The following is a 13525-nucleotide window of genomic DNA, read 5'->3' as shown; positions in this document are numbered from 1 at the left end:
TCAGCAAGTACAAAGTGGTGTAAGTTGATCATTAAAAGCCGAGTATTAACTCGGCTTTTCGCTCTTTGCTCATGTGCTCGTTTGATTACTTAAGCATGTGAACATAGTTATAAAACTCGACATCTCGTACGTAACCGTGTTTCTCATACACGGATTGTGCGGTTTTATTATCAATACCAGTGCTTAACATAACAAAGGCAGAGTCGGTCTCTTTTGCCAGTTGGTCCGCTTGTTCCAATAAGCGTTCACCAATCCCTCGTTTTCTCTGTGATGAATCCACATACAAATCGTACAGAAGCCAAATCTTACGCATTTCTAGCGAACAGAAGAGTGGATAAAGCTGCGCAAAACCGAGCGTCCGCCCACTTTCATCCGTTGCGTAGTACACGACTGATTCTTCATTCTCAATACGAGCTTTGATAAAAGACTCTGGGTCTTTACCTGAAACATCGACTTGATAAAACTCAAGATATTTTAGGTAAAGAGGAGAGACCTTTTTGACATCAGAGACACCTGCTTTTTTCACGACGATCATAATAAAACCTTAAGGGTATATAAGACATTAGCTAGCATACGCCGATTGAAGAATAAGATTTCGTAGTAATCTAATCTCTCTAAAATGGAGCTCTAGCAATAGTCGTAAAACTTTGTGATGGTTAACTTATTCGTAGTTGCAGTTAGACTCGTAGCGCCGTGAGATGGGCGGCTGATACTGAGGAAACAACCTGACTCTTTTATCTGTTCAGGTGACTTTTCCTTGCCTAAGTAAATAAGTAATGACGGTTTCTCGGTCGGTCCGATATTGGCAAGGTTCAACCCTTGCACGCCCATCGCTTTCTCTACATTGAAATCATCCAACGCTAGCGTTCCCAATCTGACATAAATGTTCAGTTCTGACAGTTTTGCTAACGGCATTTCTGCGACACCTTGACTCTTAGCGTGTGTCATCATCTCCTGGTTGATGTCATGAAATTTGTCGATAAAAGATTCCAAGCTGTTGAGTCGATCTTGACGTTGCTTCTGCATGATTTGTGGTGCTGAAAACAAACTTATTATGGCTAAGAGAATAAGCGCTACAGTCACTTCGGTTAAGGAGAATCCTTTTTGCTTCATAGATATTTCTTACAGATAGAGGGGGCATACAAAAGAAGCGTAATGTTAGCGAGCTAGGTGCTTAGGATAAATTTGAGATGACCGATTATTTCAACAGTCGAAACCTATGAAAGAACTGAGACTGTGGTTGCGATAGTGGTACTTGCCGATTAATAACCTTTTGGTCGCTCCTTGTGCAAGTCTATGAAAAATATGTACTAGACTTGATATTAATATGCCTCAAGTTGCCAACATAGGTAGCGAATTTTCTTGTCGTCAATGCCATTGGAGGGCGTTATCGCATGAAAACTAAATCAGGTTCTCCTCGTAAGTTTTCGATTAAGTTCACCGTCGGAAGTCTCTTCATATTTGCTACTGCAGTGACTGCGTTACTCGGGGTTGGTATGCAATACTACTTTGGTAAGCAGATGTCAGAGGAACATATTTTGACGCGCTTAACCATGACGGCTAAAGACGTCAGTAACCATATCCATCAAATTGATGCGAGTGCAACAAGTAGTGCGGGGATACTGCGGAGTGTAGCTGATTACAGTGATACACAATTTAGTGAAGATGAAATTCAGCACGTATTTACCCAAACCTTGATTGATAACCCTGTCTTTTACAGTATTTACTTTGCGAATCAGGAAGAGTTCTTCTTTCAAGTAGTTAACTTGGAATCTTCTTCAATTGTTAGAGGAAAAATAGGAGCGGCACCTGATGAACGTTGGGCGGTTATCAAAATTGTAGGAGAAGGCGAAGAGCGAACAAGATATTCCTTATTTTATTCAGAGTCGCTTGAGCTGGTTCGTACTACAAAACAAAGTAGTAACTTCTATCCATCTCGGAGACCTTGGTTCGACAATGCCTCAAAAAACAGTGTCTACAAGACCGATCCCTACTTATTTCAGCATTTAAAAATCACCGGTCAATCCTATTCTGTTCGCAGTAATAAAGGCGCAGTGATCGGTGTCGATACCGTGCTCTCGTCTCTGAGTGAGAAAATCACAGCGACTGAACTCGGAATGAAAAAAGATGATGGCGTAGAGTCGTTCATTTTTAACAATCGAGGTGAAGTGATCGCTTCAAGCATCAACGTATTTCAAGAGGTTGAAATTCCGACATCGCCACCGTTAACTTTAACAAAAGAACAGCAAGCATTATTGAATGATAAAGAGTTTGTTGTGTCCAACCAGAATGATTGGGGACCATACGATTATACCGAGAGTGGTGAGCCTGGTGGCTATGCTATCGATGTTTTAAAACTCATCGCTGAGAAAACGGGCATGGCAGTGGAGTTCGTAAATGGCTTCAGTTCTGCAGAATTGGTGAAGAAGTATCGCAATGCCGAAATAGATATACTTCAGCCAGTGCTTGGTGCTCCCTCTGAATTTGGTCTCAAGAGCCATCCGATATTTTACGGACAACTGGCTATCGCAGCCAAAATCGATATTCCGATGCCCGTTTCTCTAACTGAACTCACGAACCAAAAAGTGGGCGTCGTCGCTGGCTTTGGAATGAAGGAGTGGTTACTCGAACGTTATCCGACACTCAATATTGTTGAACAACCTAATCTCGATTTAGCAAAACGAGCGCTGCACATGGGGGATATTGAATACCTTGTAGACAGTTACCTAACCATGGTCGAGATGAAGCGACTAGTGAAAATTACCAATATCCATGTGACAAAATTGACGGAATCACCTCTGGAATTTTCTGTGTTCATGCAAGATGAAAACAGTGGATTGATGCAAGTTGTCAATCAGGCAATCGACAGTATTACACCAGAACAACAATCCGCGTTGGAAGAGAAGTGGTTTAAACCCCATCAATGGCGAGGCAGTTTTGCGCCTTATCCAGAAGTCTATGAGCTAGCAACCCAAAAAGACAAACACGACACGATGAACAAAGTGACCATTGAGGGAGAGCATCGATTTCTCTATATCACTAAGTTGCAATCTACTCGTGGAACAAGTGACTACTTTGCGGTGTTAGTTTCCGAGCAAGTCGTTACTGATGCTGTCACCAGTCGATTATCCAAGGCTATTGCGTTTACCTCTATCGTGATGGTTATCTTGTTTCCATTAGCATGGAAGGTTGGATCACCTATTGTGCATCCGATTCTGGCGCTTCGAAAAGAAACCATCAAAATCAAAAATCGTGAATTTGACCAATTAGCTCCGGTAGAAACGCGTATCAAAGAAGTTTCTGACTTGTCTGACTCAGTTACCGAAATGACGCAAGAGATTCAGCATCACGAGCAACAGCAAGAAGAGTTTGTTGAAGCCTTTATTCGCCTTATCGCGCAAGCGATCGATGATAAGTCTCCTTATACTGCGGGGCACTGTAATCGTGTTCCGGAAATTGGCTTGATGTTGGCAGAGGCTGTAGAGAAGTGCGACACCGGTAAGTTCAAAGACTTTAAGTTCAACAATGACGATGAACGACGTGAATTCCGTATCGCGGCTTGGTTACATGACTGTGGCAAGATCACCACGCCAGAACATATCGTTGATAAAGGCACTAAGTTAGAAGCCAACTATAACCGCATCAATGAAATTCGCACTCGTTTCGAAGTACTAAGGCGAGACGCTGAAGTGGAAATGTGGAAGTCGATATCTACTGGTGAGCTTTCAAAAGAAGAGGCGCAAGCCAAGTTCGACCAACGAGTTGCTCAGTTGGACGAAGACTTCCGGTTTGTTGCCAACGCCAACGTGGGTGGCGAGTTTATGAGCGACGATAAGATTGAGCGCATTAAACAAATCGCCAAACAAACTTGGTTGCGTCACTATGATGATCATCTTGGTCTTTCTCCGTTTGAAGAAATGATTAAGCCAAAATCCGACGTGACGCTACCCGTGGTTGAAAACCTTTTAGCGGATAAGCCTGACCATATTATTGAACGTGTTCGCCCGTTAGAATTTGATCCTGAGTATGGCATTAAAGTGCAAGTACCAGAGCATCAATACAACTTGGGTGAAGTGTACAACCTGACCATTTCCCGCGGGACGTTAACACCAGAAGACCGCTTCAAAATTAACGAGCACATGATCAGTGGCATCAAAATGCTGGGGGCACTGCCATTCCCTCCGGAGTTAAGTAACGTGCCGCGTTACGCTTCGACTCACCATGAGACCTTGAAAGGCACAGGCTATCCGCGTCGGTTGAGTGCAGAAGATTTATCAACCCCAGAACGCATCTTGGTGATTGCGGATATCTTTGAGGCGCTAACCGCAGGTGATCGACCTTACAAGAAAGCCAAGCCAGTGAGTGTTGCGGTCGACATCATGTACAAGATGGCACTTGATGAGCATTTGGATATGGACTTGTTCTTATTGTTCTTAGAAAGCGGGGTTTACCGTGACTATGCCAACAAGTTTATGCCAGCCGAACAGGTTGATGAGGTGGATATTGAGAAGTATCTGAAGTCGAAATCATCAGACGCGTAAGCCAGAGAGCTTAGAGCGTTTAAACCCTACAACTTCAGAGAGTGGCGCATTCGTTGCCACTCTTTTTGTATCAGAACTTGGTAGCGCGTTGGTAGCTCAACGTTATTAGGAGGAGGTAGCAGTTCTGCCGCTTCTTGTAACGAGAGACCTGCAAAGGGATGTTGATCTCGACAGCTGAGTATGGTCATTGCCAAGGCATAGAAATCATCGTTCTTGCTTGCCTGACCGATACGAAGAGAAGGGCGTGTCGAACTATAGGCTCGGCTAACGGTTGTATGTGAATGCTCTCGGTATTTAGCATCAACTCGAATCACACTGCCAAAGTCGATAAGCCGAACTTGGTTCTTTGGCGTCACGATGACGTTATGTGGCTTGATATCGCCATGCAGATAACCCGTTTTGTGCAGGTTTAGCAAAGCGAACTCAAGCTTGGATATTAAATCTTGAGGTAATAAATCAGGTTCTATTGCGTTAAGTGTTTTACCTTCCAGGTATTGGCTCATTAACCAGTCGGCGTGGTTTTGCGAGCCGTAACCATGAAAGTTCGCCCAGTAATCCGACGCGTATTTGGATAGAAAGTCCGCTTCCGCCATCAAAGCCCGTTTCTCAGCCAAGCTGCGCGCTACTTTGATGACCACAGTGCCATAAAGCTTGTGCTCGCACTGAAACACGTTTTCGCTCAAAGGCGCTACATAAGTAACGCCACAGGCTCTAAACAGGGTTTGATTGGCGAACGTATTCATCACTAAATGCTCGCAGGTAACACAAAGCCCGCAAAGAAATTTGGCACGAACGGATTGTTCTGACCTTGAGTTTTAATCGTTAAGCGAACCTTGTCGCCATTGTAATCAAACTCAAGTTGAGTACTTTGCGAAGAAGTTGAAGTGACGCGCGGCTCAATCAAGCGGAACCATGCCCAACTGCCTTTAAATTGCTCATTGGCAATCGGCGTTGCTTGTTTTTGTAGACGCACTGTAAGTGCATCTTGCGCGACAGAATCACCTTTCCAGCTTTGTTGTGTCCACAGCATCGGACCGTGTTGATAGGTGAAAATCGGTTTTTCAGCCCGAATGGAAAACTCAGTCAGTGCCGAGCTCATCTCTGTTGGTTTCATCTGGAATTGAATCGCGACGTTTTTCGGGTCAGCTAAAAACAGGGCAGAGCGAATGTCTTTGGCTTTATCAAACATCAGCCAAATCGCAGGATCTAACGCAAAGCCGGTATTTGGCAGTAAGCCGGACATAAACGGCGCACGTTGCTCTGTCGAGAAGCCTTTCAACATCGTTTGATAGAAGGTGTCCAATGTGCCATCAGTTTTAAAGAAGGCAGCAACATCCGCGGTGCTAGCATCGCTGTTGGCACTTTTCTTAAATGGGTAGAAAGCCGCGATGGTGTTTTCATAAGGCTGGTAGACTTCGCTGTTCCACATACTATTAAGATATTGGTGAGCTAAGTTCATCACCAACTCATTGGTTTGCACTGTCACGTAGTCAATCACTTCACCGGATAGTGGTGGCTGGGAATCGGTCAATGACGCCAACTGTGCGACCGGATTTTGCGCTTTTAAACCTGCAGATAACGTTTCGTAAGCCACTTTGTCTGGCGTGTTGGATTTGTAAAACTGATCGAGCCATTTGGCCGTGTTCGCAAAACCTTCCAGAACGGAATCTATTGGTTTCTTACCCTGATCGTCTGGCGTCACTTGTTTGTGGAAATCATTAAACGTCAGCGTGATTTGTCGAGCGGACTCTTTCTTCTCGTTGTCTTGCGCAGCATCGGCAATCTCCTCATCGGTTTTCTTCTTCGCATCTTTTGGCTCAGGTAGAAGAACCGAAGTGTAGTTGCTGATGGTGGTAAACAGCTTAGACATTGGATTGTTTGAGGCATTGTTGAGCACGTTCAAGCTGGCATTCAATTGCTCAGAACCGGAAATAGTTTTCACCTCGATGCTGTTAATAAAATCTCGCCAGTAATTGATGTAATCGTTCTGATACATGCGCTTCAAGTCGTGGCTGATTCGGTGCATTTCTAGTGCACTTGGGGCTTGTCCTGCGATGCCTTCATAAGCGGATAACGCTTCGATAAGAAGAGGAGATTCCACCGAAAGATCCAGCTCGTTAAAGCCAGTCGGTGTGTACAAGTAAGGCACGAAGTAACCCACGTAACCAGGTTTGAATTGGTATATTTGGCTGAAGTTGGAGCCAAGTTCTTTACGCACGTCGATGCGTTTCTCGTACGCATGATCGTTCAAAATGTGTTGGTAGAGTAGCGTCTCGATATTGGATTGATTGATGACTTGCTTCGCCAACCCCTCAAGCTCTTGATTGGCAGTTGTCGCCACTAAGTGCTGGTTAAACACATCGTCGAGCAGCACTTTAAGCTGAGCAACGTTGGTTTTGTCCGCTTCGCCTTGGTGCTCCAAGTTTGCTAGGAAGTAGCTTTTGAGCTCTTCAATGTTGGTACGATTTTTATCAAACAACAGTCGATAGTCATTCAACAATTCGAGCGTTCTGGCTTGATCTTCCAAGTTCACATACACATAAAGGTCATTCTCAATGGTGTGTGCCATAGAAGGGAGCAAAACTTGTTGTAGCTCTTTGGTATAAGCCGCTTCAACTTCTGGTTTGATGGTCGCATTCGGTAGGAATGGCAATGTATACCAAGGTTCGGGGTCTTGATACAGCGCGTAAATGCGATGCATGGTGTACAAGTTTGGAATGTTGCCCACCAAATCTTCTTTGCTGTATGGCTGTGCTGCGATCGCTTCTTTGTAACGTTCTAACATGCCATCGGCTTTGGCTTCACGATTGGTTTGATAATCGAAGTCGAGCTTGAGAATCGTCAGTGTACCAATCAATAAACCGAGCCAAACTAGGGTGTAGGCGGTTTGGCTGAACCACAACCAATTCTCTTTGTGGCGGTTAACCCCAACTAAAGTGTTTTCATTTAACACAACATGAGACATCAAATGCTGAGCAAACAAGGTTTGTTGAACGGGCATTTGTTGGTGTTGCTGATATTGCTCATTGCCGAGGGATTGATTGACCACGTTCGCCAGTAAATCATGCTGTGCGAAATCACTGCCACTGTGGGTAAAGTAGAAGCCGCGGAAGTTGAGCCCATCTGTGTATTGGTCACCTCGATGTAAACGCTGTAAGAAGTGCCACAAATTCTGTTTGAGCAGACCAAATTGGTAAGGAGCACCACAAATGGCATTGCGGAAATCTTGGTTAAGCTGTGCTCCCAACGCGTTACTCATGTTCGAAATCAACTGACCGATGAGATGGTCGTATTCGTCATTGAACCAATCGGCATCAATGCCACCATGTTTTTGCACTGGGCTGGTGGCGCCGAACACTTCATTGCGTCTCGCTTCATCAAACGCAGAAAAGAACTGACAGAAATCGCTCACTTGACCCATGTTGGTTAGGACATTGTAGACAGGTAAGTTCAAACCAAATGAACGATTGAATGCTTTGATTTGCGATTTCAATTGGTCGGCTTTTTGTGAAAGGGTTTCACTATTACCTACTAACTGTTCAATTTCTGTGGTGAGCAACAAGCCGTTAATCGCTTGTCTCGGACGCAATTTATTGAGGCACTGGCACAGTGTTTTTAAGTAAAGCGGTTGTTGATCGTCGCCCATGCTGACGGAAATGAGAATTGAGTGTTCACTAAGCCAAAATAGAATTGGAAACTCAATGTCGTTGCCAAAATCATCCACCTTATAAGCTTCGTAACCCATCTGCGTGATGATGCTTTTGTCTTTGCCTGGGTTATCACTGAGTAACAGGTAAATCGGCTGATCGTAACGGCTGGTTAAGCGCTTTTTACGTTTTTGTACGCCGAGCATTTTCTTGAAGTGGAAGGCGAGTAACTTGGAACGTTTGATGATTAGTGCACGTTCTTGGTCTTGCTCAAGACTCTTTTTCACCTTGCGGTTGATTAACCAAAAGCACAGCCCAGCAGAGAGCAGCGCCACAATGGTCGTCGTGATGACGCCTGCCCATAAGAAATCAGGATACGCAACAAACCAAGTCAGTAAGCCGCCTAAGATTGCCAGAAGCAGAAGGGTAACAAGGCTCCAAATGATTGCCTTTTTTCTTGTTGGTGTGTTTGGGTTGTCTTGCGTCATCGTGACTCAACCTCGCTTTGTTTGTTTTTGTTATGCACCACTAAGCCGTTGACGTTGGCATTCTCTCGATACCAGTTATTGATGGTTTTCGCTTGTTCTGAGTTGTCACATCGAACAATGACGCGAACGTATGAATTGATATTATCCGCGACAGGTTGATAGTTGGATGTCGGCAGTTGGGCGATAAACTTCTCGGCGTTTTTAAGGTTAGAGAAGGTCGCAAGTTGCACCAACCAATGAGTGTCCGCTGCAGGGGGCGTCGTTGGATTGCTCGTCGTTTCTGGCGCCGAAGTTATCGCTTGTGGCGTCACGGCTTTTGGTTGGCTCGGCACTGGACGAGGTGGTTGAGTGGTATTTACCGCGACTTTATTGCCTTTTAAATCGTCGTCAGTGCTGACATAAACGATGTCTTCTGCACGACCAGATTCAATATAGCGTTGGCTGTACTCACCAAGCTGGACAAAATCTCGTGCCCGCTGTGGTTTGGTTTTGTTGTACCAGAAATAGGTCAGAGCAACGCTCAAACCAATGATAGTTAGGAAAAATAATGTGGTGACAAGGTAACGTTTCTTGCGCGTTGGTTTACGTGTTTTAGGCACCGAAACCTTAGTATGACAATAGATTCCACTGGCTTGTCGGTACTGACTTAAAATCTGCTCTAAGCGGTAGGTAAAACTCTTTAGCTGTTCGCTGCCCGTTTCGCGGTACTGACCTTTAAACCCGATATTGAGAAACAGATACACCACTTCTAATAAGTCGATCAGCTTGTGCGGTTGGCGCGCTGCTTTCTCTGCCACAGTAAAGAAAAGCTCACCACCGTTGCGCATACCAAACAGTTCACTGAGTAAGGTTTTGTTCTCCCATCCGCGTTTTTCACCCCAATCGGTGTAGACAATCAACTCATCCAAAACCACGGCATACAGGAAGCACAGCTTGTCGATCACGGCGACTGGGTAGGTCAGCTCTGCGCCTTTGGTTTTGATTTCATTGATGGAAGCCACCAGTTGATGCCTGAGCGTGGTGATGTCTTCGGGCTCCGGCAAGGTGTTGATCTTGAGCGTGACAGCCAGTAACTCAGAACTGATGTTGATCAGCTGATTCTCGGCTTTATCGAAATGATGTAAGAACCCAATATTGGCTTGCGCAGCGTTGACCGGATGCCATTTGACGTCAGGCATGTCGGTATCTTTACTCACAAAGTCATTTTCGCTGCTATCCCAAACTAAGGTATCTTCATCCAAATAGTTCATAACTTACTACCTCAGTGCGTACAGCATCACTTCTAGGTCGCCAACACGTGTATCGACGTGCAGCGCCAGTGCATCGCGGTTTTCAATCATTTCTAACCAATTGCGGTCTGACGTATTCACTTCAAAATACGCTGTGCCTTGCATCGGTTTGAGTTCGCTTGGTGCAACAGGAAGCGGCGTCAGTTGAACGCCAGAAAGGGCATTACGCACGATCTCGACAATCTTGTTATTGCTGCTGAGTTTGGCTGCTGCAGGGAACAACTCGTTGAGCTCGGTGCTGCTGATATTAGAACGGACACTGAGAACGAATCGGCGATCGGACAGGTTGTGACCATCTTTTACCAAGGTGCGCAGCAAGCGGCGTCGCTCAAACAATGAAGTGTCGAAGGCGAACTCAATCACAGAGTCTTGCTGAACCAGCGTGAGCATATTGCGCAGATTCGAAAAAAGCGGATTAAAGCAATCGTACAGACGATGGAAATCCAACGGTTGACATGGTTCTGGAATTGCGGGTGTAGATGCCATGACTTGCGCTTCAAACTTGCGTAGCTCCAAATAAAGCTGATGGGTTTGAAACTTTGGATTCGACAAAGACAAATCAAACCACGGAAGCCAAGTGTTGAGTGTTTGCAGCCACAGGTAATCCTGCATCATCGACTGCGGACTCTTTTGTCCTTGTCCCGCTTGAATACGTTTGAGCAAGCTGGTGGCACGGTTGGACGTGAGGGCATGAATCTCTTTCAAACGTTCAACCAATAGCTGTGATGCACCATAGTGCAAACACGCTGGAATAAAGGAACGGTCTAGTATCACTTCGCCCGTTTCGCTGCATTCCAACACCTTGGCGAAAGGTATGAGGGTAAAGCCTGAAGTGTCTTCGCCTTCTAGTTTAATCGCTATATTGAGCTGCGCGACGTCCACCTCAACGCTGGCGTTTTCAGAGGTTGAAGTATCAAACACATTGATGGTGCGTGTAAGATAGCGGCTTTGTTCCGATTCATCGTTGGCGTAATCATTATTGCCTTGTAGAGAGACCGGCAGTGCTAAGTAAGCCATTCTCTCAATCGTACCGTGCGGCACATCTCTGGCGACTTCGCGTTTCAGCTCAAAATGCGTGCCATCTGGGAACAACCCTGCGCTAGAAGAGACGGAAAGCTTGCCAATTTTAAGAAGATCATGATTGATTACCAAGTCGGTCACGCCATAGTAAGGGGCATAACCAGCAAGCGTTTCGACGTTTTGTCTGACGTAGTTTTGTGTGTATCTGTCTTGTTGTTGAAAGTGTTGTGGGGCAATGAACATGCCTTCTTGCCAAACGACTTTTTTATATGCGTCCACGAGATTTCCCTATCTACTGAATCGAGTTAAAAAACATCCCACCAAGGCGAATCTGGTGTCACGGTTTGCAATGCTGCTTTGTTACCGCTGATCTTTAACTGGATATATTGTTCTTCTTCCTGAGGCGTGGTTGTTACTACCGTCGCCGTGCTTGCATCATATTCGGCAAATTCCACCAATACGCCGATGTATTGAGTGGTCTTGTTGATGTCTAAGGTTTGTTTGCTATTGCTGTCTGGCATTACCACAGGCAAAACTTGTTTCGACACCAAGTTTGCGCCCAAAAGGCTCACGTCATCGTTGTACAAATCGATAAACGGCAATTGCTTAAACTGTTGGGCATCGGTCAGTTGATACAAGCGCACTACCACGGGATTGGTACTGTTGTTGGAACTTGGGTTAATCGTCTTCTCTGCGCTTACCGCCAATTGATATTGCGTCACAACCGGTGTTGGGTCGGATGAACACCCCACCAAAGCGAAAGCGAGTAAACTTAGCCAAATCTTCATCAGCTTTCCTCGCTTTGCTTTTGCATGTTTTCCATAAACATCGCTTTGAACTGGCGACGAAAATCACCGTTGTCTTGTCGATGTTGGAAATGTTTGCGGTAAATTTTCCAATACTTCTTGTCTTTGCTGCTGAACAGTCCGCCAGACACAAATTCACTAAATTGATTCTCTAGTTGGTTCGGTGCGAACTCATTGAGGAACTGATCGAGCGTTTTGTCTAACGCATCAAACAAAGCATCATGTGCAAGCGGTGGGTTACGAAGGTATTGTTGATTCTTTTCGGAAATCGTAATTAGCTTTTCGATGGAGGCTTCCAGCTCTGATGTTGGATGATGATCGCCCGGAAGATACTCAATCTCCGTAGAACGCTCCATTGCTTGCTGCTGTTTCGACACTTCATCCACTTCAAAGTGGTCCACCAGTTCGTCATCGTCGATGTCTTCAAACGGGTCGGAGGAGAAGGGGTCATCGCTCATTACATTCTGGTGGGAGTAATGAACTTCCGATTTCACGGGTTCGACGATGTCTCCTTCATCGAGAAAATCGACATTGTCTTCCAGTTGCAGGTCGAACTTGGTCGCAAAGAGGTCATCGGATTGCTCTTCGACAGGCGCTTTGCTCGACGTGAGTGTTGATACCAACATTGAATAGCTTTCGATCTTTAAAATGTCGCCATCGTTGAGTGGGTAATCTTTATCTCTCACCATGGCTTTATCGTTAAGGCGAGCCGGGTTCTTGCCGGTACTCTTCACCAAATAACCTGTGTCAGTGAGACGAATTTGTCCGTGGATACGCGAGATGCGTTTTGATTGATCGGGCAATGCCACTTCACAAGAAGCAGAACGCCCAAACTGCCCGCCAGACTCGGGCAGATAGATGACTCTTGAAGTCACCACCTCTTCAGAGGGTACAGAAATCAAATGTATGCTGATCGCCACTTGTTATCCCTCGCATTTAGCCAACGCTGTGTTGAAAGCGGTTAAGAAACCAGAATATTTGTCCAAAAAGCGGTTAGAGAAATACACGCCCATGGGCTTGGTTTCGAATACTTGAGAATAGAAGTAATCGCTTGGAAGAGAGGCTTGGCTTATTTCCGTGTGGAACACTCTTTCATCTTCCAGTGCGACGTCAATTTCTCTTTGTTTTAAAAGCCTTAGTAAAACCTTAGCATCTCGTGGCTGCTTAACGACGTTGTATCCATTACGTTTCAGCCAAAACCATGTGCTTGAGCCAAATTCTGCCGAGAACTTAAGGTTCAACTTTGACAAATCATCAAGCTTAGGCTCTACACCGGGACCAAAATACCAACGCAACTTTTGCTCGGTAATAGGAGCAGACAACGTTGCGTAGCTATCGTGTTCTCTGGTTTTCGGCGAGACGAAAAAACCATGTTGTTGACCACTGTGCACGTGGAGCTGTGCGTCAGACCATTCCGTCATGGTCAGTTGGTAAGGTTGTCCCATTTCGCCTAGCGCGCATTTGACGCGATTGAGCGCAAACCCATCCATGTTTTGATTCTGGTGAGTTTGGTACGGTGCCCATTTGTGAGTCGCAAGTAGCAATCGGTCGGGACCAATCCAAACTTGCGCCCAAGCTTCAAACGAGAATAGGGCACAAAGCAAAATAAACAGCGATGAAACCAGCTTGGTTATTTTGCGGAAAAAGCTCACCCCACAGCTGACCGCCGCCTCTTGAACAAGTATCGAGGTGGTGACGAGATGGGGTGAATGTACGCTTCTAAACATCATGATT

Annotated in this window: 10 protein-coding genes; 1 reads left to right on the top strand and 9 read right to left on the bottom strand. The window is 45.4% G+C overall.

The genetic code is table 11. From position 1 onward, the window contains the following. Positions 1-85 precede the first annotated feature (85 nt). Both MHO32_RS16890 and MHO32_RS16885 read right to left on the bottom strand, forming a co-directional pair. Positions 86-535 (bottom strand): GNAT family N-acetyltransferase, encoded by a 450-nt coding sequence (locus MHO32_RS16890; RefSeq protein WP_005451904.1) that lies wholly within the window; start codon positions 533-535, stop codon positions 86-88. Between the two features lie 92 nt (positions 536-627). Next, a complete protein-coding gene (locus MHO32_RS16885) occupies positions 628-1113 on the bottom strand; it encodes a type II secretion system protein (protein ID WP_009696964.1) in 486 nt (161 codons plus the stop codon). A gap of 281 nt (positions 1114-1394) precedes the next feature. On the opposite strand from MHO32_RS16885, the gene MHO32_RS16880 reads away from it, so the two are divergent. After that, on the top strand, positions 1395-4541 hold the full coding sequence (locus MHO32_RS16880; RefSeq protein WP_069687091.1) for an HD domain-containing phosphohydrolase: 3147 nt from the start codon (positions 1395-1397) through the stop codon (positions 4539-4541). Between the two features lie 26 nt (positions 4542-4567). On the opposite strand, the gene MHO32_RS16875 is transcribed toward MHO32_RS16880, so the two are convergent. Genes MHO32_RS16875 through MHO32_RS16845 form a run of 7 tightly spaced genes read right to left on the bottom strand, consistent with a single transcriptional unit; the run spans position 4568 to position 13518 of the window. Further along, on the bottom strand, positions 4568-5284 hold the full coding sequence (locus tag MHO32_RS16875) for a protein kinase domain-containing protein (RefSeq protein ID WP_069687092.1): 717 nt from the start codon (positions 5282-5284) through the stop codon (positions 4568-4570). 2 nt (positions 5285-5286) lie between these two features. Then, positions 5287-8676: a type VI secretion system membrane subunit TssM gene (tssM, locus tag MHO32_RS16870; protein WP_069687093.1), complete on the bottom strand. Its 3390-nt coding sequence runs from the start codon at positions 8674-8676 to the stop codon at positions 5287-5289. Further along, the gene (gene icmH / locus MHO32_RS16865) at positions 8673-9926 is read right to left on the bottom strand and encodes a type IVB secretion system protein IcmH/DotU (RefSeq protein ID WP_239213087.1); all 1254 of its coding nucleotides are present in this window, start codon (positions 9924-9926) and stop codon (positions 8673-8675) included. Before icmH ends, tssM begins: the two co-directional genes overlap by 4 nt. 6 nt (positions 9927-9932) lie before the next feature. Next, positions 9933-11264: a type VI secretion system baseplate subunit TssK gene (gene tssK, locus MHO32_RS16860; protein WP_239213085.1), complete on the bottom strand. Its 1332-nt coding sequence runs from the start codon at positions 11262-11264 to the stop codon at positions 9933-9935. 26 nt (positions 11265-11290) lie between these two features. After that, a complete protein-coding gene (gene tssJ, locus MHO32_RS16855; protein WP_239213083.1) occupies positions 11291-11773 on the bottom strand; it encodes a type VI secretion system lipoprotein TssJ in 483 nt (160 codons plus the stop codon). Next, a complete protein-coding gene (locus tag MHO32_RS16850) occupies positions 11773-12711 on the bottom strand; it encodes a type VI secretion system-associated FHA domain protein (protein WP_239213081.1) in 939 nt (312 codons plus the stop codon). Before MHO32_RS16850 ends, tssJ begins: the two co-directional genes overlap by 1 nt. A 3-nt stretch (positions 12712-12714) precedes the next feature. Then, complete coding sequence (locus tag MHO32_RS16845; protein WP_239213115.1) at positions 12715-13518, bottom strand: ABC transporter substrate-binding protein; 804 nt, start codon at positions 13516-13518, stop codon at positions 12715-12717. Positions 13519-13525 lie beyond the last annotated feature (7 nt).

It is taken from the genome of Vibrio sp. MMH1-50, from assembly GCF_022347645.1.
Lineage (GTDB): Bacteria > Pseudomonadota > Gammaproteobacteria > Enterobacterales > Vibrionaceae > Vibrio > Vibrio harveyi.
The sequence above is the reverse complement of the archived record's forward strand: the minus strand, read 5'-3'. Positions and strand labels throughout refer to the sequence as shown.